Source organism: Sphingopyxis sp. (assembly GCF_036261875.1).
Taxonomy (GTDB): domain Bacteria; phylum Pseudomonadota; class Alphaproteobacteria; order Sphingomonadales; family Sphingomonadaceae; genus Sphingopyxis.
The window spans coordinates 142,146-160,627 of record NZ_DATAJZ010000039.1 but is presented as its reverse complement, the minus strand read 5'-3'; the positions used below and the strand labels follow the sequence as shown (position 1 = coordinate 160,627).

At 65.8% G+C, this 18,482-nt stretch carries 24 protein-coding genes and 1 pseudogene; 20 read left to right on the top strand and 5 right to left on the bottom strand.

All coding sequences use genetic code 11. From position 1 onward, the window contains the following. Positions 1-246, top strand: a pseudogene (locus VHO04_RS17430) (short-chain dehydrogenase); the annotation flags it as partial. Positions 247-348: 102 nt separating this feature from the next. Here the strand turns inward: VHO04_RS17430 and VHO04_RS17425 are convergent. Further along, positions 349-624, bottom strand: coding sequence for a hypothetical protein (locus tag VHO04_RS17425; RefSeq protein ID WP_329629482.1), 276 nt, complete (start codon positions 622-624; stop codon positions 349-351). A gap of 637 nt (positions 625-1,261) precedes the next feature. Between VHO04_RS17425 and VHO04_RS17420 the strand changes: the two genes are divergently transcribed. The 15 genes from VHO04_RS17420 to VHO04_RS17350 all read left to right on the top strand — a co-directional run bounded on the left by VHO04_RS17420 (position 1,262) and on the right by VHO04_RS17350 (position 11,928). After that, positions 1,262-1,693: a hypothetical protein gene (locus VHO04_RS17420; RefSeq protein ID WP_329629481.1), complete on the top strand. Its 432-nt coding sequence runs from the start codon at positions 1,262-1,264 to the stop codon at positions 1,691-1,693. Between the two features lie 257 nt (positions 1,694-1,950). Then, positions 1,951-2,271 (top strand): DUF736 domain-containing protein, encoded by a 321-nt coding sequence (locus VHO04_RS17415; protein WP_037557208.1) that lies wholly within the window; start codon positions 1,951-1,953, stop codon positions 2,269-2,271. A gap of 472 nt (positions 2,272-2,743) precedes the next feature. After that, entirely contained in the window at positions 2,744-2,908 is a 165-nt protein-coding gene (locus VHO04_RS17410; protein WP_167919412.1) for a hypothetical protein, read from the top strand. 123 nt (positions 2,909-3,031) lie between these two features. Then, entirely contained in the window at positions 3,032-3,463 is a 432-nt protein-coding gene (locus tag VHO04_RS17405) for a hypothetical protein (RefSeq protein ID WP_329629480.1), read from the top strand. Positions 3,464-3,773: 310 nt separating this feature from the next. Continuing rightward, the gene (locus VHO04_RS17400; RefSeq protein WP_329629479.1) at positions 3,774-4,088 is read left to right on the top strand and encodes a DUF736 domain-containing protein; all 315 of its coding nucleotides are present in this window, start codon (positions 3,774-3,776) and stop codon (positions 4,086-4,088) included. Positions 4,089-4,210: 122 nt separating this feature from the next. Beyond that, positions 4,211-4,498, top strand: a complete 288-nt coding sequence (locus tag VHO04_RS17395) for a transcriptional regulator domain-containing protein (RefSeq protein ID WP_329629478.1) — start codon at positions 4,211-4,213, stop codon at positions 4,496-4,498. Further along, on the top strand, positions 4,461-4,988 hold the full coding sequence (locus VHO04_RS17390) for a DNA -binding domain-containing protein (RefSeq protein WP_414713133.1): 528 nt from the start codon (positions 4,461-4,463) through the stop codon (positions 4,986-4,988). The genes VHO04_RS17395 and VHO04_RS17390 overlap by 38 nt, the downstream gene beginning before the upstream one ends. A gap of 102 nt (positions 4,989-5,090) precedes the next feature. Continuing rightward, complete coding sequence (locus VHO04_RS17385; RefSeq protein WP_037557574.1) at positions 5,091-5,333, top strand: helix-turn-helix transcriptional regulator; 243 nt, start codon at positions 5,091-5,093, stop codon at positions 5,331-5,333. Then, a complete protein-coding gene (locus tag VHO04_RS17380; protein WP_329629476.1) occupies positions 5,333-5,878 on the top strand; it encodes a DUF2840 domain-containing protein in 546 nt (181 codons plus the stop codon). Before VHO04_RS17385 ends, VHO04_RS17380 begins: the two co-directional genes overlap by 1 nt. After that, a complete protein-coding gene (locus VHO04_RS17375) occupies positions 5,875-6,462 on the top strand; it encodes a S26 family signal peptidase (RefSeq protein WP_329629475.1) in 588 nt (195 codons plus the stop codon). The genes VHO04_RS17380 and VHO04_RS17375 overlap by 4 nt, the downstream gene beginning before the upstream one ends. Further along, positions 6,459-6,791, top strand: coding sequence for a DUF736 domain-containing protein (locus tag VHO04_RS17370; protein ID WP_329629474.1), 333 nt, complete (start codon positions 6,459-6,461; stop codon positions 6,789-6,791). Before VHO04_RS17375 ends, VHO04_RS17370 begins: the two co-directional genes overlap by 4 nt. 3 nt (positions 6,792-6,794) lie before the next feature. Further along, positions 6,795-7,502, top strand: a complete 708-nt coding sequence (locus VHO04_RS17365) for a lytic transglycosylase domain-containing protein (RefSeq protein ID WP_329629473.1) — start codon at positions 6,795-6,797, stop codon at positions 7,500-7,502. A gap of 219 nt (positions 7,503-7,721) precedes the next feature. Then, complete coding sequence (locus tag VHO04_RS17360) at positions 7,722-9,467, top strand: relaxase/mobilization nuclease domain-containing protein (RefSeq protein WP_329629472.1); 1,746 nt, start codon at positions 7,722-7,724, stop codon at positions 9,465-9,467. A gap of 14 nt (positions 9,468-9,481) precedes the next feature. Continuing rightward, entirely contained in the window at positions 9,482-11,494 is a 2,013-nt protein-coding gene (locus VHO04_RS17355; RefSeq protein WP_329629471.1) for a conjugal transfer protein TraG, read from the top strand. Then, positions 11,491-11,928, top strand: coding sequence for a CopG family transcriptional regulator (locus VHO04_RS17350; RefSeq protein WP_329629470.1), 438 nt, complete (start codon positions 11,491-11,493; stop codon positions 11,926-11,928). The genes VHO04_RS17355 and VHO04_RS17350 overlap by 4 nt, the downstream gene beginning before the upstream one ends. Here the strand turns inward: VHO04_RS17350 and VHO04_RS17345 are convergent. Genes VHO04_RS17345 through VHO04_RS17330 form a run of 4 tightly spaced genes read right to left on the bottom strand, consistent with a single transcriptional unit; the run spans position 11,904 to position 14,264 of the window. Continuing rightward, positions 11,904-12,833, bottom strand: coding sequence for a JAB domain-containing protein (locus VHO04_RS17345; RefSeq protein WP_329629469.1), 930 nt, complete (start codon positions 12,831-12,833; stop codon positions 11,904-11,906). The two genes, VHO04_RS17350 and VHO04_RS17345, sit on opposite strands and share 25 nt — an antisense overlap. A gap of 8 nt (positions 12,834-12,841) precedes the next feature. Next, a complete protein-coding gene (locus VHO04_RS17340; RefSeq protein ID WP_329629468.1) occupies positions 12,842-13,315 on the bottom strand; it encodes a hypothetical protein in 474 nt (157 codons plus the stop codon). 41 nt (positions 13,316-13,356) lie between these two features. Beyond that, positions 13,357-13,689 (bottom strand): hypothetical protein, encoded by a 333-nt coding sequence (locus VHO04_RS17335; RefSeq protein WP_329629467.1) that lies wholly within the window; start codon positions 13,687-13,689, stop codon positions 13,357-13,359. Positions 13,690-13,748: 59 nt separating this feature from the next. After that, positions 13,749-14,264, bottom strand: a complete 516-nt coding sequence (locus tag VHO04_RS17330; RefSeq protein WP_329629466.1) for a helix-turn-helix transcriptional regulator — start codon at positions 14,262-14,264, stop codon at positions 13,749-13,751. 207 nt (positions 14,265-14,471) lie between these two features. Here VHO04_RS17330 and trbB point away from each other — a divergent pair, with 207 nt between their 5' ends. Genes trbB through trbE form a run of 4 tightly spaced genes read left to right on the top strand, consistent with a single transcriptional unit; the run spans position 14,472 to position 18,482 of the window. Next, entirely contained in the window at positions 14,472-15,452 is a 981-nt protein-coding gene (gene trbB, locus VHO04_RS17325) for a P-type conjugative transfer ATPase TrbB (RefSeq protein WP_329629465.1), read from the top strand. Next, positions 15,449-15,772, top strand: coding sequence for a TrbC/VirB2 family protein (locus VHO04_RS17320; protein WP_329629464.1), 324 nt, complete (start codon positions 15,449-15,451; stop codon positions 15,770-15,772). The genes trbB and VHO04_RS17320 overlap by 4 nt, the downstream gene beginning before the upstream one ends. Further along, positions 15,772-16,041, top strand: coding sequence for a VirB3 family type IV secretion system protein (locus VHO04_RS17315; protein WP_294029135.1), 270 nt, complete (start codon positions 15,772-15,774; stop codon positions 16,039-16,041). Before VHO04_RS17320 ends, VHO04_RS17315 begins: the two co-directional genes overlap by 1 nt. Beyond that, positions 16,038-18,482 (top strand): conjugal transfer protein TrbE, encoded by a 2,445-nt coding sequence (trbE, locus tag VHO04_RS17310; protein ID WP_329629463.1) that lies wholly within the window; start codon positions 16,038-16,040, stop codon positions 18,480-18,482. The genes VHO04_RS17315 and trbE overlap by 4 nt, the downstream gene beginning before the upstream one ends.

The window sequence follows — 18,482 nt, the reverse complement described above, 5'->3', positions numbered from 1 at the left end:
CTCAATGCTCTGGTGCGATGCTTCGCGATAGAGCTCGGCCGCAGCAATCCGGAAGCGATAGTCGCGGCACTGCACCCCGGAACAGTCGACACGCCGCTCTCGGAGCCGTTTCAGGCGCGAGTAGCTGAATCATCGCTCTTTAGTGCGGATAAAAGCGCGATGCACATCCTGGCCGTCATCGACCAGCTATCGCTGATGGATAGCGGCGGGTTCTTCGGCTGGGATGGAAGGCCTATCCCGTACTGACGAGCCAGCAGGCGCTTCAAGAGTCTCCGCCTCTTTGCCTGTCCGCTTTAGCGAACATTGTGCCAGAAGCAGACCGACGGCAATCGGCCAGTTCTGCTTTTCTTACCGCTCGGCTTTGCCTGCGGCCAGCGCTTGTTGGATCATCGCGGCGTCGATCATGGCTCGATAGATTCTTCCGACTTCATCTTTGCTAACGTGGCCAGCCTCGAGCGCTGCGGCGCTGATCATCGTCATATCGGGTTCGCGAAGAGCCATGATCGCGGCTTGCGCCTCCGGCAAATAGTCTTGCCAAAGCGGCTTGCCGCCCATCTTCGCATCGGGTGGATTCGCATCCAACTCGCAAAGTGCGCGCGCGACTCGTTCCAGGCCAGAGGTCATGCCAGGAGAATAACATAGAAATCCGGCCTTTCCGCTGGGATAACTATCGTCATGGGGATGGTTGCAAGTCGGTCCGATCCCACGCTCGGACATCGGCGACTTTCCAGAATCTCTATCCCTCTCTACAGCCGCCCAATGGCCAGACGCTCAACCATTGCGGAACGTGTCGAGGCCCTCATCCGGCGAATGGATGGGGCGCCACTTTGCGACGAATGCATTACAGACAGGCTCGACCTTTCTTCGGTTTCACAGGCAAGCGTTGCCACCGGAGCAGCTGCCGGCGTCGGAGGATTTGAGCGGCTCAAAGAGCCGTGCGGCCTTTGCGGCGAGCCGCGGCACGTCATTCGTTACAAAGGCTGAACTGTGCAATTCGCCGCGGAAAGATCGAGCGCGGCTGAATGGGCGTGCTCTGGCGCCGGCAGGCGGCGCCAGGGGCCGCGCGTTATCTTGGGCCGCGCAGCGCACTTGGCTCGCTGTCCTTGCCGGACGGCGGCTGGCCCACAGGCCCGCGCGCACGCCGCCCGGCCGCGGCCTCACCAAGAGCGCATTCTTCTTTGGGCGCTTCGCGCGGTTCTCTGACGCCTTGCGATAGTTACGGGGTTTGAAACGATCGGCGGTCGGCACTACGGATCCGGCAATGATGTTCAGCCTGTTCCTGCTCGCCTCGGTCGTTCCGGCCGGCCAATCCTTCGCCTGCACCCCCGTCGCAGTCTGGGATGGCGATGGGCCGATCTGGTGCGCGGAAGGTCCGCATGTTCGACTTTCCGGGGTCGCCGCACGCGAAATGAATGGCAGCTGCAGTCCGGGGCATCCCTGTCCGGACGCCGATCCGGTTGCGGCGCGCGATCATCTCGTCGGCCTGCTCGGGACGCCGCAAGGGCGGAACCGGACTGGCCATATTCTCGTGCGCGGACCGGTCATGCGCTGCATATCGCGCGGCGGGGCCGGCGGCACCCGCACCGCCGCCTTCTGCACATCGCCCCGGTCGGGCGATATCTCCTGCGCCATGATCCAAAGCGGCCTCACTGCGCGCTGGGACAAATATTGGGGTGCGCATCGCTGCGATTGAACGGTCCGGATCGGGCGGATGGGTCGGGTGGACCGGCCTTTGAGTGCGGCGCGGATCGTTGAATGGACGCGGCGGCAGCTCTGTCTCAGTTGCTCAAGGCCACCCCCTTTTCTGTCGCCTTTCTGCGGGCCCGGCTCGCCTCTGGCCGTCAACCCCATGCGGGGTTCGCCCTCGCGTTCCGCTCGGTGACGGCAGCTCGCGGTCCCTTCTTCTGGCGCCATCGGGGATGTCCCCCGAGCAACCGAAGGAGAAAGTCCATGCCCACCATCGCCAACCTCAACGTCAAGGCCGACGGCAGCTTCGAAGGCACGCTCGCCACCCTCAACGTCACCGCGCAGATCGCGATTGTCCCGAACGGCCGCAAGGCCAAGGACAACGAACCCGATTATCGCATCCTCAGCCGCAAGAACGGCTTCGAACTTGGCGCAGCCTGGGTCAAGACCGCCAAATCGACCGGTGCCGAATATATCGCAGTGACGATGTCGGCCCCCGAATTCGGGACCATCTACGGCAATGTCGCCAACGCCCCCGGCGACGACCCGATGAAAAAGGTCATCATCTGGAACCCGCCGGCCTGACGCGCACCCCGGCTCCGCCTTCGGGCGGAGCCGATTGATTTCATCACGTGAAGGCGGTCCTCTGGGCCGCCTTTTCGTTTCTTGTGCTGACGAGTGAGGGTTTCCGGGGCCCGGCACTCGATTATCCTCCTTTTCGGCGACTGGGCTGTCGCAGACAACGAGGGCCGCGCATGTTGCGAACGGCAGAATGTCGACAGGTCTGCGATTTATAAGGTCAGCGAGGGGGCCGGGACGCGGCGGCGAACCGGGGGCGGGTGGGGCGTGGGGGCTCTGCCGCATGGGACCGGGCCATACCCGCTCTCGATTGCCGCTATTCCCTTGGCCGAGGCCAGGCCTCCTTCAATCAACCCGTAAAGGGTCCCCACGCTTCGCTCGGGCCGCGGCTTCGCGCGCGGTGATTGCGGCCTGTCCCCGTCCGGCGGGGCGCCTGTCGAGCGGGAATGGCCCGCTCCCAAGGACAGGAGTTGATCCCATGCCGCTTTCTACCGCCCAATCGCTTGGCTGGAGCCTCGCCCGGACCATGATGACCGTGATTATTCTCATCGAGACCAGCGCCGGATATTCGGTCATGCCGCTCGATGAGTTTGACGGCGACCCCGAAACGATCGTCAGCGAATATGACCCTTTCAATCGCTAAGCGTCTGGAATTGGTTCCAGATTGGAGCCGGTTCGGGTTCTCCCCCGAGCCGGCTTCTGCTATGTTTTTCATACAGGTTGCGCTGTGGAGGTGGTGGTGGGCGCGTCCGACAGGAGGACGTTCATGACCCTGATGCTGATCCTTGGAGCGGTTGCCGCATTTTATGGTCTGCTGCTGCTCTTTCGCTGCGCGACTTACGCGCTGCCAGTCTTCGCCGGGCTTGGTCTGGCCTTCTCGCTTCGGGACCAGGGTTTCGGCTGGACGGTCATTTTGGCGGGGGGATTGCTGGCGGGTGTCGCCGTCCATACGCTCGGCCGGCGCTTGGCGCGCGGCACGGCTCCGCTCGCCGTCAGGCTTGGCGTCATCCTGATGTTCGTGGGCGCCGCCGCTGCTGCTGGCTTCCAGGCTGGGGGCGCGCTCGCGATGCTTGCCGACGTCGATCTTTGGACGCAGCGCGGCCTGTCCATCCTGACCGCCGTCGTCACCGGCTATGCCGGTTGGCGTGATCTCCTGTCGCCGGGGGGTGGGATCGAGCGACCAGCGCTGCACAGCTAGGCGTTCGCCCGCCTCTCATCCTTCTTTGCTTCCCGGCCGGCCGGCACCGCAACCGTCCGCAGAGCCGCACCATTACGGCCTCTCGACATGCGCCATCTGTCAGCGCGCCGCTTCGCTGGCCCGGCTTGGTGCAACCGCGCCGTTCGACTTTCTTCCCCTGGCGTACCGCCATTCCTCGCGAAACAAGAAAGACGAACGGCGCGGTCCTCCACTGCGCTGCGGGCCTGCGGCTGCACCGCCGGTCTCCCGCTGACGACCGATGCGCATCGAGGCCGCGATGGTGCGGCCCGAGCCAAGGAAGGAATGCGACATGGCCAAGATCGGCACGTTCAAGAAAGTCTCCGGAGAATATCGGGGTCAAATCACCACCCTCTCCGTGCAGACGAAATCGGTTCGCATCGCACCCGAAAAAGACCCGAGCGGCAATGCTCCCAGCCACCGTGTTTTCGTTGGAGACATCGAAGTCGGCGCAGCCTGGGAAAAGCAGACGCAGGACAAGCGCCCTTATCTTTCGGTCAAGCTCGACGATCCGAGCTTCACCGCCCCGATCTTCGCGCAGCTGTTCGCGGGCGAAGGCGATGAGCACGACCTGGTCTGGAGCCGCCAGACCCGCCGCGGCGACTGAGCCGCAGGGACCCGCCCGGCAGCGCCGGGCGGGATACCCATTACTGGGGATGGATATCCCCGCGTCTTGGAATTGGCGCATGCCCGCATATCGCCAACTCTTCGGTCTCCCCGGAGGCTGTTATGGCGATCGAGACGACGGCAAAAAGCGAAGGGCCGCTGCGCCTCGACTTTCCCGGCTACGCCCAGGAGTTTCTGCGCCGCAGTCCGGACTATCGCCGTGACTATCGAAGCGTGATGTCGGATCGCAAGGACGATCCAGCGTCGCAGGAGGGCATGGCCCGGCGATGGGGCCTCTGCTTTCCCGGTCGATCCGCGTGTTTCGGCGCTCGACGCGCCGGCCTTCTGGGACGCGGCGGTCTGTCCCAATGTCGTGATCCTCGACGCTGCACCACCAATCTTTGCCGCTGACCTGCGCTTCGATCCGGCTCGCTCGACGCATCGCCTTGGTTCCAGGATCGGGCCTGACGGTGGTCATTATATATTGGGCGACGGCCGCATCATGCACCGGATCTGGCTGCGCTGCGATCCGGCGGGTGTTCCGCTTGCTGCGCTGATCCCCTGTGATTCCATGACCGAGACGCGCCTTCAGGCCGTCTCCGATCTCCAACGATGGCTCCGCGGAACAGCGTCCGAGTCGGCAGTGTCTCGGCCGACATCCTACCAGTCGCAGCGCCTCGATCTGCTTCTGTCGATTCTCGATCTTCGCGGGGAACGGAACGCAACCAGCCATGAGGTCGCTCGCCGGCTCATCTACCCGCGCCTGGATGTGAGTCGCGGCGCCGCGTGGAAATCCTCTCCGGAGCGGCGTCGGACCCAGCGGCTAATCCGCGAAGCCGAGGGGCTGGCGGCAGGCGAATACCGCGCGCTGCTGGCAGGCCGGGCGGGGCGACAAAAATAGCAGCGCAAATCAGCCGCTCCCCCGCGCGCGCGCTTTCGCGCCACCACGCGACATCGCCCGCCGGCCCGCGCTTTCCGGTCCGGCCGCTGGAAGGAGCCCCCCATGACCACCGGTCACCCACCGCGTTTTCTGACCACCCCCGATGCCGCAAAGCGCGTCGGCCTCTCGCATCGGACGCTGGAGAAGCACCGCTGCTATGGAACGGGCCCCGCCTATCGCAAGCTTGGCGGCCGCGTCGTCTATGCGATCGACGAACTCGATGCCTGGGTCGAACTTGGCCGGCGTTCGTCGACATCCGATCCCGGCACCGGCACCGTGCACCCGGCGCGGCAGGTGCAGCGCTAATGCGCGGCGTCGATTTTGAGCAGGCCTTGGGCCCGCAGCTGACCGCAAGGCAGGGCGCCGGCGCAAACGCGTCGCCGTATGACACCGCGCTCATCGAGGTCGAAATGACCTGGATCGAGGGGCGACACGAGCAGTGGATCCGCTTCGGCCGCATCGCAGCCGAGCGCATCTTGAGCCGCGCCACGCGCGTCGCGGCGTTCCGGCCCGGCGCCGTATTTGCCTATGTGCGCTGGACGTCGAACGACTTCGGGACGATCCATTCGACCATTGCGATTGCCGCGGCGGTGGCACCCGGCGAAGCTTATGCAACGCTGCCGTTCGTCCGTCCCGGCGCGGATATCCTCGCGCGGATCGACGGCTGGCCGAAAGTGCAACAGGCGCTTGAGGCGATCGACGCGGTCGAAGCGACCGGCATCGATGCCTGCGACGCGGCGCCCGATCATTGGCGCCATGTCGGCAGCCGGATCGCCGCGGGGCTGCCGTTCCGCCCCTATTCCCGTGACCGCCATACGGCATGGCTGCGCCGCCGGGTGGTCGAGTCATGAGCCGCCGGGCGCTCCGCGCCACGGCGGCGGCCGCGGCGATCTTCAGCGCATTGTTCGTCGCGGTTGCGTGGCTGAAGCCCGCGCCGCGCTTACTCTGGAATGCGAGCGCCAGCGCTCCGACCGGCCTCTATTGGGTCGATGTGGGCGCGCCGCCGCGGCTCGGCGACCTTGTCGCCATCGCCCCGCCGTCCGCGCTCGGGACATTCCTTGCGCAGCGCGGATATTTGCCGCGCGGCGTGCCGCTGCTGAAGCGGGTCGCGGGCCTTCCCGGTGCGCTCGTCTGCCGTTCCGGCGTCTTCATCACGGTCGATGGCGTCGCGGCCGCCCGCGCGCTGGCGCGCGATCGGGCCGGTCGTCCGCTCCCCGTCTGGACGGGTTGCCGGATCGTCGGCCGCGACGAACTCTTTCTCGTCAATGCGGCGCGCGACAGCCTCGACGGCCGCTATTTCGGGCCGATGGCGGCAGCTGGTCTGCTCGGCACCGCGCATCCAATTCTCACCCGCTCGCATCCGACGGCGGCGCTTCGCTGGGGCTCCGCCGAACCGGACCACGCGCCATCACGCAGCAAGGAGACGTCATCATGATCATCGGGACAATGCGCCGGAATACGACGGGAGGATATTGCGGCTCGATCAAGACGCTCGCGTTCGACGCGCAAATCGAGCTCGCACCGGCAGCCTATTCTGAAAAGGAGAATGCGCCGGGTTGGCGCTTACTGATCGGAGATCCCGCGCTCGGTGCGGAGATCGGGGCCGGTTGGGATCGCACGGGCCCGCGCGGTTTATACATTTCGCTGCAAATCGACGACCCGAGCCTTGCTGCGCCGTTGCGCGCAAATCTGGTTCGCCTGGGCCCCGACCACGGCGATTTGTCTATTCTTTGGTCGCGCCCCGAGCCGCAGGCCGGGAGCTGATCCATGGGGCTGCTGCCGCGCTTCGTGGGTGGGTTCGCGCTCCGCGTCAGCGCGCCTTGCGGCGCGCTGCTCGCGTCATTCGCGGTGCCTTTGGCCTGCACGCCCGCTGCCGCGGCGGTGCAGCCCGCGCGCCATCCATATGCCGCACCGGTCGCCGAAGCGGCACAGCGCTTCGGCATTCCGGAGCTCTGGATCTGGCGCGTGATGCATGCCGAAAGCCGCGGCAAGGTTGGTGCGGTTTCGCACGCGGGGGCGATGGGTCTGATGCAGATCATGCCCGGAACCTGGGCATCGCTGACCGCGCGCCATCGGCTCGGGGCGGATCCGTTCGACCCGCGCGCCAATATCCTAGCAGGTGCAGCCTATCTGCGCGCGATGTGGGACCGCTATGGCGACGTTCGATTGATGCTCGCGGCGTATAACGCGGGGCCGGGCCGCGCCGATGCCTACGCATCGGGGCGCCGCGGTCTGCCCGCTGAGACGATCGCCTATGTCGCCAAGATCGCGCCCGAATTGCACGCATCGGACAGCGCTGCGGCTGCACCGCTGATGCCTTCACCCACGCCGGGATGGCGCGATGCGGGCCTCTTCGCTGAGCGAGATGTGCCGTCTGACGACGCGCAACCTGCAAGCCCGTCGGGAACGGCTGCTTCTGCCCGGGCTGCAAGTGCTTCGCTTTTCATCCCCGTGTCCGTTGGCCGTGACCGGTGACGGACGGCGGGGTCGCTGGGGTTTTTGACAGGCTCTGCTCAGGGCCTGTGGTGGCTTGTTGGAAGGGAAATTCGGGAGGGCAAGATAAAAGCCGTGCCAGCTTCGGGCACGCGATGGTCGGTTTTCTGAGGGTTTGCGCGTATGGCACCCCCCAAATCTGCCACATCATCGCGTCGAACGCGCCTTTTTCTACCATGTTTTCGTATGGCTCCGTGTCTAATGCGCGGTGACGACCATGATTTCCGGATCAGGCCGGGACGGAGCCGCGATCGCGGGGCCGGGTCGGCAGGCAAGGGCAAGCGGCTCGCTGCGCAGGTGCGCAAGGCCGCCGCCCGGTCGGGCTACACCCGCTCGCGGCCTGGCCGCAGCGCTGGCGGCGGAACCGGCACGCGTGGACGGGGCCGGCGGGCCATGGCGGCGATGCGGCGTCAGCCCGGCGCGCGGCGCGTCACCATGATGGCGCGCGTCGTCCGCCACCAAGGCGCGCGCTTTCGCGCCGCGCCGCTGGCGCGCCATATCTCCTATCTCGAGCGCGAAGGTGTGACCCGCGACGGACGCGACGCGAGCATGTTCGATGCCGGCGGCGACGCCGCCGATCGCGATGCGTTTGCCGCGCGCTGCGAGGACGACCGGCACCACTTCCGGCTGATCGTCAGCCCGGAGGACGCCGCCGATCTCGGTGACCTTCGTTCCTTCACGCGCGACCTCATGACGGACATGGAACGCGATCTCCAGACCCGCCTCGACTGGGTGGCGGTCGATCACTGGAACACCGACAATCCGCATATCCATATCCTCGTGCGCGGCGTTGCCGACGACGGCGCCGATCTCGTCATCGACCGCGGCTATATCGCCGCGGGCATTCGCGGGCGGGCCGAAGCTCTTGCGACGCTCGAGCTCGGTCCGCGCAGTGAGCTCGACATGCAGAGCGCGCTCGCGCGCGAAGTCGATGCCGAACGCTGGACGAGTCTCGACGTCCGGCTGCAAAGGTTCGCTGACGAAGCAGGGGGCCTTATCGATCTGCGGCCCGCGGCGGGCGAAGATCCGCACATGCACGGCCTGCTGGTCGGCCGCGCCGGGCGGCTCGAGCAGATGGGTCTCGCCGAGCGGCAGGGCGCCGGCCTGTGGTCGCTGGGGGCGGGCGCCGAGCAGGCGCTTCGCGAAGTTGCGGTGCGCGGCGATATCATCAAGACGATGCACCGGGCGCTGTCGCGCGGCGGGGGGCGTTTCGATCCCGCCTCGCTCGCGCTTCACGACGGCGCGCCCGAGACCTTGGTGGTAGGCCGGCTTGTCGAGCGCGGTCTCCATGACGAACTCGCTGGCAGTGCCTATGCGATCATCGACGGCGCCGACGGGCGCACCCATCATATCCGCTTCGACGATATGGAGATGACAGGCGATGCCAGGCCGGGCGCGATCGTTGAGCTCCGCAGTTGGGAGGATGGCAAGGGACGCGCGCAATTGTCGCTCGCGACGCGCTCGGACATCCCGCTGGCGTCGCAGGTCACCGCGCCCGGTGCCACCTGGCTCGACCGCCAGCTCGTCGCCCGTGAACCGGTCGCGTGCGGGAACGGCTTCGGTCGCGAAATCCGGCAGGCGATGGAGGAGCGGACGCGCTATCTCGTTGAACAGGGCCTGGCCTCGCGTGCCGGCGACCGGCTCACCCTGTCGTCCGGGCTTATCGACAAGCTCGCGTCGCGAGACCTTGAGGCCGCGACCGCATCGATTGCCGAGCGGACCGGCCTTTCCCACAAACCGTCGGCTGCCGGGGATTATGTGAGCGGGATCTACCGCGAGCGCGTGACGCTCGCGTCGGGGCGCTTCGCGATGATCGACGATGGGTTGGGGTTCCAGCTCGTTCCCTGGCGCCCCGCGCTCGACCGCCACCTCGGCCAGCACATCACGGGCACCATGTCCCCCGGCAGCTCGGTCGATTGGGCGCTGGGTCGGGGCATCGGCATTTAGAAAGGCATCGTGCAATGAACGACAAGATCCTCTGGGGCCAGATTGCCGCCGTCGGTTCGATCGTGATCTTCGCGGTCTGGGCAGCAACGCAGTGGACCGCGGGCGCGCTTGGATTTCAGCCGGCGCTCGGCGCGCCCTGGTTCCGTATCGGCGACTATCCGGTCTATCCGCCACCCGCCTTCTTTTGGTGGTGGTTCGCCTACGACGCTTACGCGCCGCCGATTTTCTACCGCGGCGCCATGATCGCGGCGTCGGGCGGTTTCGTCTCGATCATCGTTGCGATCGCGATGTCGGTGTGGCGTGCCCGCGAGCGGCAGCGCGCCGAAACCTATGGTTCGGCCCGCTGGGCCGATGCGGGCGATATCCGCCGCGCCGGCATGCTTGGCGATGTAGGCGTTATCCTGGGGCGCTTTGGCCGGACCTATTTGCGCCATGATGGCGCCGAACATATCCTCTGCTTCGCGCCGACACGATCTGGCAAGGGTGTCGGCCTTGTCGTACCGACGCTGCTGACCTGGCCGGGCAGTTGCATCGTGCACGACATCAAGGGCGAGAACTGGCAGCTGACATCGGGGTTCCGGGCGCAGCATGGGCGCGTCCTGCTGTTCGATCCCACCAATATCGCATCGGCCGCCTATAATCCGCTCCTCGAGGTGCGGCGCGGAGAATGGGAAGTGCGCGACGTGCAGAATGTCGCCGACGTGCTTGTCGATCCGGAAGGAAGCCTTGAGAAGCGAAACCACTGGGAGAAAACAAGCCATTCGCTGCTCGTCGGCGCGATCCTGCACGTCCTTTATGCCGAGAAGGATAAATCGCTTGCTGGTGTTGCGGCGTTCCTGTCCGATCCGCGGCGCGGCATCGCCACGACCCTGCGCATCATGCAGACTACCGCGCATCTCGGCGAGGCGGGCGTCCATCCCGTCGTCGCGGCCGCGGCACAGGATTTGCTCAACAAGTCGGCCAATGAGCGGTCGGGCGTGCTTTCGACCGCCATGTCCTTTCTCGGACTTTACCGCGATCCCGTCATCGCGGCGGTGACGCGGCGCTCGGAATGGCGCATCGCCGACCTTGTGGCAGGAGAGATAGCGACCTCGCTCTATCTCGTCGTGCCGCCCGGCGACATCAGCCGCACCAAGCCGCTCATTCGCCTGATCCTCAATCAGATCGGGCGGCGGCTCACAGAGGAACTCAATCCGCGAGCGCGGTCCCAGCGGCTCCTGCTTATGCTCGATGAATTTCCTGCACTGGGGCGGCTCGACTTCTTCGAGAGCGCGCTGGCGTTCATGGCTGGCTATGGGATCAAGGCGTTTCTGATCGCCCAGTCCTTGAATCAGATCGAAAAGGCCTACGGCCAGAACAACGCGATTCTGGACAATTGCCACGTCCGCGTTAGCTTCGCGACCAACGACGAGCGGACGGCCAAGCGGATCTCGGACGCGCTCGGCACAGCGACCGAAATGCGCGCGATGAAGAATTATGCCGGGCATCGGCTTTCGCCCTGGCTTGGGCATCTTATGGTCTCGCGGACCGAGACCGCCCGCGCGCTGCTGACACCCGGTGAGGTCATGCAGCTGCCGCCTGATCAGGAAATCGTCATGGTCGCTGGCGTCGCGCCGATCCGGGCGAGCAAAGCTCGATATTATACCGACCCCCGGTTCATGGCGCGGATCCTGCCGCCGCCCGTGCCGCTAGACGTCGGCGAATGTCGTTCCGACGACTGGAGCGCCTTGGCCCCGCCTACTGATATTTTAGACGGGACGGTTGAAAGTGCGGCGCATGATGAGATCGCCGATGCGGTCGATGGCGAGGAAGATGATAACGACGCCAACAGCGGTATCCGGCAGGAGCCAGCGATACCCGACCATGAGAATATCGCTCCCGAGCCGGGTCAGGCAGTCAGCGAATTCGACTTTGCGACTGAAGAGCGTGACGAAGACCCTGCTCGCGATCGGCAGGCCGCCGACCGGGCTATGCGCCGTGGCGCTCGCCTCGCGTCGCAGGATCCCGACGACGGGATCGAATTATGAGAAAGTCGTCGGTCAAGCGGACCTTTCGGATCGATAGCGTGCTGGCGCGCCAGCTCGATGAGCGTGCGAGCAGCCGCCGGATCACGCGCACCGACATCGTGGAGGCGGCGCTCGCATCCTTGCTCACTCCCGATCATGAGGAGCGGCTCGAGGCCGTGCTGACGCGGCGGCTCGATCGGCTGTCGCGGCAACTCGACCGGCTCGAATGGCATGTCGAATTGTCGAACGAAGGTTTCGCGCTGTTCGTTCGCTCCTGGCTGATCAACAATCCCCCGCTCCCCGACGCGGCGCTGCGGGCGGCGCAAGTGACCGGCAAGAAACGGTGGGAGGCCTTTGTCGATTCGCTGAGCCGCCGCATGGAGCTCGGGCCGAAGCTTGGTGACGAATTGTCCCGCGATGTGGACGGCAATCATTCGTCGCCCGCCGCGAAATAGGCCAGGAGGCGATGCGCGAGATCGGGCATCAGCCGGATGAAATTGCGTCGTCCGTCGTAGCGGTCTGCTTCGCGTGTCACTAGGTCGGCGTCGCAAAGGCGCTGTAGCAACCTCAGGGCACTGCTCATCGGGAGTCCCGACGCAATGCAAAGCGAGCTGGTCGACACCGATTTGGCCGTGGCCTCGTGGATGAAAAGATCGATGAGCATGTCCCAGGCCGGTTCGCCGAACAGATCGTCGGCGCCGACAAGCTGGCGGCGCAGCAGGCGCCGCCGCGATACGCGTTGCGCGTTGGCGAGCGCCAAGCCGACATCGGGTGCGTTCCGCCAATCGGCATTCCTGTCGCGAAGTATCGTGGCGGGTGAGGACGTGAAGCTGGAAGGTGCGCGGCCTCGGAGAATCGTGTGATGCCCCCGGAGCGCGACAACGATATGTTCCAGCACCTCGACATCGAGCGTCTGCCCGATCGTAGCCAGACGCTCAGTCGTCTCGATATCGCACCGACTCGGCGTCGAATCGCCGCTCGGATGGTTGTGGACGAGAATGATCGCGGCGGCGTCGAGCTCGATCGCCCGCCGAAATATCGTGCGGGGATAGACTGCGAGATGGCCGAGCGTTCCGCGCTGCAATTGTTCATCCGCAATGAGGCGGTGCGAGGAGTCAAGGAACAGCACGCGCAGCGCCTCATCGGGAAGCGCCCCCATCGATGCCCTCAGATAACGCAGCAATTTGGGATTGTCGGGGTCGATGCCGCGACCGCTAAGCTCTGCACGCATGGCCTCCAGTGACACGCGTCGCGCGGCAACGATCATGGCGCCGACAGGACTGTCCTTGCCGAGCGTTCGTGCCAGCGCTTCGGGTGACTGCGCGAAGAGGCGCGCGAGTGTCCGATGCTCGGCAAGCAAGCGCTCGGCTAGGGACTCGCAATGCTCGGGATCGATGGCGGCGACGAGATTTGCCAGGATGGCTCGCTGTCGCCGCGCGCCAACCGACGCTGGTGACGCCAGGTTGCGAGGATGAGGATCGCCGGCACCGGCCAGGACGTCGCCACCTGCATCGCGAGATAGGCTGCCGGATTCAGCGCCACGTCGAGAATCCGGGTCGAGTGCGCAAGGAGCGGGACCATGTGCAAAACCGCGATGCACATGGGCCAGAAGCGATGCGCAAACAGCGCGAGCGTGACGGTGGATGCGGCTCCAAACAGGTCGATCGCAAGATGACCGGTGTCGAGCGATGCGAAGGTCGGCGGAACGAACAGGTGGAGCAACTGATCCAAGCCCACCATCGTCACTGCGATTCCCGCCATCGCTCGTTCCGGCCCGCCGCCTTTCCAGGCCGCATAGCCGACAGCAACAGCCAAGAAAGCAAGAAACAAGGCGATGCGCATGCCCTGAAACTTTCACGGCTGTCGCTCCCGGTCAACCGGCGTCAGGCCGCGGCCGCCCGCACGCTCGTCCCCGCTTCCGCAATCGAAGGACATTCATGGAGGTCATAACCCGCTGTCTCGCGCCCGATATCGGCGAGTTCGCCATGAACCCGCAGGATATCGCCGCTGACATCGACCAGCGCCATTTGCGCCTTCATCAATCGGCGGATCGTTGCCTGCCCTCTGGTCGCCGGCACCCCGGCGGTGTCGCGCCGCGCGGTGACGATGCTCGTCATCAGCGAAGACACTGCGATGAGCGCATCGTCGATCCTGACTTCGGCGGCGGGTACGTCGCGGATCAGACGGGCTGCCGTGATGGTAAGTGCTTGGGACATGACTTCTCCTCTGCCGGAAGCATCGCTCCGACTTATTGGTGGTGGACAGGATGAAAGGATCAGCCGGAGATCAGCCGCGTCAGCGTTTCACCGATCGTCACCCCCGCCAGCGTCAGCAGGATCAACCCGGCAAACATCGCCGCCATGATCCAGACTTTGCTCGAACGCGCGTGATCGTGCCTCCAGAGACCCTTGGACGGGGAGTCGATCGCAATGGGATGCTTGGCGAGCGACGCGTGATCGTTCAGCGCCCATGCGGCCGGCTCTCCGTCCGGGAAATCGGATGCCATCAGTTTGGCCGGCGCCGGTAGTATGATCGCGTCCCATGGTATCCGGTCATAGGTCTGCTTGAGATGCGCATAGCGGACGGCCGCCTCGGCTCGGTCGGCTGCTCCCAGAATATCGCGTGCGGTCGTAAGCCTCAAATCGACGGCCTGCTTCGAGATATTGAGCCGCCGCGCAATCTGCTTTGAGGTCTGATGCTCAAGCACAAGATCGAGGCAAGCGCGCTGCTTGTCCGTGAGCCGCGCCCAGCACAATTCATCCTCTGACGGCTGCGACCCCGAATCAGTCATAGTTACACTGTTGTCAAAATCGGGCGTTTCACAAGTTCCAGCATGATTTTTATCCGTTCCGATGCGGAGCGACCTACGCCACGGCCTGTCTTTCTACGAGACGGTACGACGGCGCGAAAACCTTGTTGAATTCGGGTTTCTTCTGCGTCTCTTACTCGTCCCCGTCGAGCCGGGCACGTCCGCCCGGCCCTGAAAACGGGGTTCCCGATGGGCACAGAACCGAACCGGCTGGAGGCACGTCATCGCAGTGCGCGCATGCTGCGCACGGCGCTCGGCGATGCGATCGCCGAATGGCTCGCCGATCCCCAGATCATCGAAATCATGCTCAATCCCGACGGCCGGCTGTGGGTCGATCGGCTGGGCGAGGGCATCGCGGACAGCGGCCGGACACTGACCCCTGCGGACGGGGAGCGCATCATCCGGCTCGTCGCCCACCATGTCGGCGCCGAAGTCCATGCCGCCGCCCCGCGCGTCTCGGCCGAACTGCCCGAGGGCGGAGAGCGCTTCGAGGGGCTGCTGCCGCCGGTCGTGACGGCGCCGACCTTCGCGATCCGAAAGCCCGCGATCGCGGTCTTCTCGCTCGAAGATTATGTCGCGGCCGGCATCATGCTTGCCGGCGAGGCCGCCTTGCTCCGCGCCGCCGTCCGCGATCGCCTCAATATCCTTGTCGCGGGCGGCACCGGGACCGGGAAGACGACGCTCACCAACGCGCTGCTCGCCGAGATCGCCGGGAGCAGCGATCGCATCATTCTCATCGAGGACACGCGCGAACTGCAATGCGCCGCCCCCAATCTCGTCGCGATGCGCACCAAGGACGGGGTCGCTTCACTCTCCGATCTTGTCCGCTCTTCCTTGCGGCTGCGCCCCGACCGCATCCCGATCGGCGAAGTGCGCGGCGCCGAGGCGCTCGACCTGCTCAAGGCTTGGGGCACCGGCCATCCGGGCGGGGTCGGCACGATCCATGCCGGCAGCGCGCTCGGCGCGCTCCGCCGCATGGAGCAGCTGATCCAGGAGGCGGTGGTCACCGTCCCGCGCGCTTTGCTCGCCGAGACGATCGATCTTGTGGCCGTGCTCGTCCGCGACGGCACCGGCCGCCGCCTGTCCGAACTGACGCGCGTTGACGGGCTCGACCCGGCGACCGGCGAATATCGCCTCATTCCCTCTGTTCACGCAGGAGACCTGTCATGAAATTTGCCTGTCCCAATCGCGCGATGGTGGGCGCCGCCGCCTTCACCATCGCCATCGCCCTCTCGGTGCCGGCCCATGCCGGCGGCTCGTCGATGCCCTGGGAGGCGCCGCTCCAGTCGATCCTCGAGAGCATCGAAGGGCCGGTCGCCAAGATCGTCGCGGTGATCATCATCATCGTCACCGGCCTCAGCCTTGCTTTCGGCGACACGTCGGGGGGCTTTCGCCGGCTCGTGCAGATCGTTTTCGGCCTGTCGATCGCCTTCGCGGCGTCGAGCTTCTTCCTGTCCTTCTTCTCCTTCGGCGGCGGGGCGCTGGTCTGATGGGCCGCGACGGCGAGGTGCCGGGCTTTTTCGCGCCGGTCCACCGCGCGCTGGCCGAACCGATCTTGCTCGGCGGCGCGCCGCGCAGCCTGGCGATCGTCAACGGCACGCTCGCCGGCGCGATCGGCCTTGGCCTTCGGCTCTGGCTCGCCGGCCTCGCCATCTGGGCGATCGGCCACGCCCTCTCGGTCTGGGCCGCGCGCCACGACCCGCAGTTCGTCGACGTCGCCCGGCGTCACCTCAAATATCCCGTCTGGATGCAGCCATGATGAACCTCTCCGAATATCGCACCAAATCCGCTTCGCTCGCCGATTTCCTGCCCTGGGTGGCGCTCGTCGCCGAGGGGATCGTCCTCAACAAGGATGGCTCGTTCCAGCGCACCGCGCGGTTCCGCGGCCCCGATCTCGACAGCGCCACGCCCGCCGAGCTCGTCGCGGTGACCGCGCGGCTCAACAGCACGCTCCGGCGGCTGGGCTCGGGATGGGCCGTGTTCGTCGAGGCGCAGCGCGTGCCCGCGCTGTCCTATCCCGTGTCGGACTTCCCCGATGTGGTTTCCGAGCTGGTGGATGTCGAACGCCGCGAGCAATTCCGCGAGGAAGGCGCGCATTTCGAGAGCTTCTACTATCTGACGCTCTTGTGGATGCCGCCCGCCGAGGAAGCCGCGCGCGCCGAGGCCTGGCTCTATGAGGGGCGCTCGAAGACCGGTGTCGACCCCAAGGAATTGCTGAAAAGCTTCATCGACCGCACCGGGCGCATGCTTCATCTCGTCGAAGGCTTCATGCCCGAGGCCGAATGGCTGGGTGACGGCGAGACGCTGACCTATCTCCACAGCTGTATCTCGACCAAGGTCCAGCGCGTCCGCGTTCCCGAAACCCCCGCCTATCTGGATGCGCTGCTCGCCGACGAGGCGCTGGTCGGCGGTCTCGAGCCGCGGCTCGGCGACCATCATCTGCGCACGCTCACCATCACCGGTTTTCCGAGCGTCACCTTCCCCGGCCTCCTCGACGAACTCAACGCCCAAGCCTTCGCCTATCGCTGGTCGTCACGCGCGATCATGCTCGACAAGACCGATGCGACCAAGCTGCTGACCAAGATACGGCGGCAATGGTTCGCCAAGCGCAAGTCGATTGCCGCGATCCTCAAGGAGGTGATGACCAATGAGGCGTCGGTCCTCATGGACAGCGACGCCTCGAACAAGGCGGCCGATGCCGACATGGCGCTCCAGGAACTTGGCGCCGACGAGGCGGGTATCGCCTATGTCACCGCGACGATCACCGTCTGGGATCGCGATCCGGCGCTCGCGGCCGAGAAGCTCAGGCTCGTCGAGAAAATCGTCCAGAGCCGCGACTTCACCTGCACGGTCGAAGGCGTGAATGCGCTCGAAGCCTGGTTCGGGAGCCTCCCCGGCCATGTCTATGCCAATGTCCGCCAGCCCCCGGTCTCCACCCTCAATCTCGCCCACCTCATTCCCCTGTCGGCGGTGTGGGCGGGGGCGGAGCGGGACGAGCATTTCGGTGCAGCCCCCTTGCTTTACGGCAAGACCGAAGGCTCGACCCCGTTCCGCCTCACTCTTCACGTCGGCGATGTCGGCCATATGCTGGTGGTCGGACCGACCGGCGCCGGAAAGTCGGTGCTGCTCGCGCTGATGGCGCTCCAGTTCCGCCGCTATGAAGGCAATCAGATTTTCGCCTTCGATTATGGTGGCTCGATCCGCGCCGCGGCGATCGCGATGGGCGGCGACTGGCAGGATCTCGGCGGCGCGCTGCACGATGCCGGCAGCGCCGGATCGGTCGCCCTGCAGCCGCTTGCGCGCATCGACGAAGCGGCCGAGCGCGCCTGGGCAGCCGAATGGCTCGCCGCCTTGCTTGCGGGCGAAGGGGTCGATGTCGATCCGGCCGCCAAGGAGCATATCTGGTCGGCGCTGAATTCGCTGGCGAGCGCGCCTGTGTCGGAACGGACGCTGACCGGCCTCGCCGTCCTGCTCCAGTCGCAGGAGTTGAAGCTCGCGCTCGCGCCCTATCTGGTCGGCGGTCCCTGGGGCCGGCTGCTCGACGCCGAGGCCGAGCATCTTGGGACGGCGCGCGTCCAGGCGCTCGAAACCGAAGGGCTGGTCGGCGCATCCTCCGCGCCGTCGGTTCTCGCCTATCTGTTTCACCGCATCGAAGGCCGGCTCGACGGGTCGCCGACGCTGATCATCATCGACGAGGGTTGGCTCATCCTCGACAGCCCTGCCTTCGCGGCGCAGCTGCGCGAATGGCTGAAAACCCTCCGCAAGAAGAATGCGAGCGTGATCTTCGCGACCCAGAGTCTCGCCGACATAGAAGGCTCGCGCATTGCGCCGGCGATCGTCGAAAGCTGCCCGACACGCATTTTCCTGCCCAACGAACGCGCTGCCGAGCCGCAGATCGCGCGCATCTACGAGCGCTTCGGGCTCAATGATCGCCAGATCGAGATATTGAGCCGGGCGACCCCGAAGCGCGACTATTATTGTCAGTCGCGGCGCGGGAACCGGCTGTTCGAACTCGGCCTTGGCGATGTCGCGCTCGCCTTTACCGCCGCCTCCTCGAAAACCGACCAGATCAAGATCGGCGAGCTGATCGAAGCCCGCGGCCATGCCGATTTCGCCGAATTCTGGCTCCGCCACCGCGGCCTCTACTGGGCCGCCGATCTCCTCGCCAATCTCGAAACCCCCGACCACCTTAAGGAGTGA

Excerpts from the sequence above, each read along its gene's own strand:
- VHO04_RS17420 (WP_329629481.1), top strand. The coding sequence starts at position 1,262 with ATGATGTTCAGCCTGTTCCTGCTCGCCTCGGTCGTTCCGGCCGGCCAA.
- VHO04_RS17320 (WP_329629464.1), top strand. The coding sequence starts at position 15,449 with ATGAAATTTGCCTGTCCCAATCGCGCGATGGTGGGCGCCGCCGCCTTC.
- trbE (WP_329629463.1), top strand. The coding sequence starts at position 16,038 with ATGATGAACCTCTCCGAATATCGCACCAAATCCGCTTCGCTCGCCGAT.
- VHO04_RS17355 (WP_329629471.1), top strand. The coding sequence starts at position 9,482 with ATGAACGACAAGATCCTCTGGGGCCAGATTGCCGCCGTCGGTTCGATC.
- VHO04_RS17360 (WP_329629472.1), top strand. The coding sequence starts at position 7,722 with ATGCGCGGTGACGACCATGATTTCCGGATCAGGCCGGGACGGAGCCGC.
- VHO04_RS17395 (WP_329629478.1), top strand. The coding sequence starts at position 4,211 with ATGGCGATCGAGACGACGGCAAAAAGCGAAGGGCCGCTGCGCCTCGAC.
- VHO04_RS17365 (WP_329629473.1), top strand. The coding sequence starts at position 6,795 with ATGGGGCTGCTGCCGCGCTTCGTGGGTGGGTTCGCGCTCCGCGTCAGC.
- VHO04_RS17415 (WP_037557208.1), top strand. The coding sequence starts at position 1,951 with ATGCCCACCATCGCCAACCTCAACGTCAAGGCCGACGGCAGCTTCGAA.
- VHO04_RS17315 (WP_294029135.1), top strand. The coding sequence starts at position 15,772 with ATGGGCCGCGACGGCGAGGTGCCGGGCTTTTTCGCGCCGGTCCACCGC.
- VHO04_RS17425 (WP_329629482.1), bottom strand. The coding sequence starts at position 624 with ATGACCTCTGGCCTGGAACGAGTCGCGCGCGCACTTTGCGAGTTGGAT.
- VHO04_RS17370 (WP_329629474.1), top strand. The coding sequence starts at position 6,459 with ATGATCATCGGGACAATGCGCCGGAATACGACGGGAGGATATTGCGGC.
- VHO04_RS17380 (WP_329629476.1), top strand. The coding sequence starts at position 5,333 with ATGCGCGGCGTCGATTTTGAGCAGGCCTTGGGCCCGCAGCTGACCGCA.
- VHO04_RS17410 (WP_167919412.1), top strand. The coding sequence starts at position 2,744 with ATGCCGCTTTCTACCGCCCAATCGCTTGGCTGGAGCCTCGCCCGGACC.
- VHO04_RS17400 (WP_329629479.1), top strand. The coding sequence starts at position 3,774 with ATGGCCAAGATCGGCACGTTCAAGAAAGTCTCCGGAGAATATCGGGGT.
- VHO04_RS17350 (WP_329629470.1), top strand. The coding sequence starts at position 11,491 with ATGAGAAAGTCGTCGGTCAAGCGGACCTTTCGGATCGATAGCGTGCTG.
- VHO04_RS17375 (WP_329629475.1), top strand. The coding sequence starts at position 5,875 with ATGAGCCGCCGGGCGCTCCGCGCCACGGCGGCGGCCGCGGCGATCTTC.
- VHO04_RS17335 (WP_329629467.1), bottom strand. The coding sequence starts at position 13,689 with ATGTCCCAAGCACTTACCATCACGGCAGCCCGTCTGATCCGCGACGTA.
- trbB (WP_329629465.1), top strand. The coding sequence starts at position 14,472 with ATGGGCACAGAACCGAACCGGCTGGAGGCACGTCATCGCAGTGCGCGC.
- VHO04_RS17340 (WP_329629468.1), bottom strand. The coding sequence starts at position 13,315 with ATGCGCATCGCCTTGTTTCTTGCTTTCTTGGCTGTTGCTGTCGGCTAT.
- VHO04_RS17385 (WP_037557574.1), top strand. The coding sequence starts at position 5,091 with ATGACCACCGGTCACCCACCGCGTTTTCTGACCACCCCCGATGCCGCA.
- VHO04_RS17330 (WP_329629466.1), bottom strand. The coding sequence starts at position 14,264 with ATGACTGATTCGGGGTCGCAGCCGTCAGAGGATGAATTGTGCTGGGCG.
- VHO04_RS17405 (WP_329629480.1), top strand. The coding sequence starts at position 3,032 with ATGACCCTGATGCTGATCCTTGGAGCGGTTGCCGCATTTTATGGTCTG.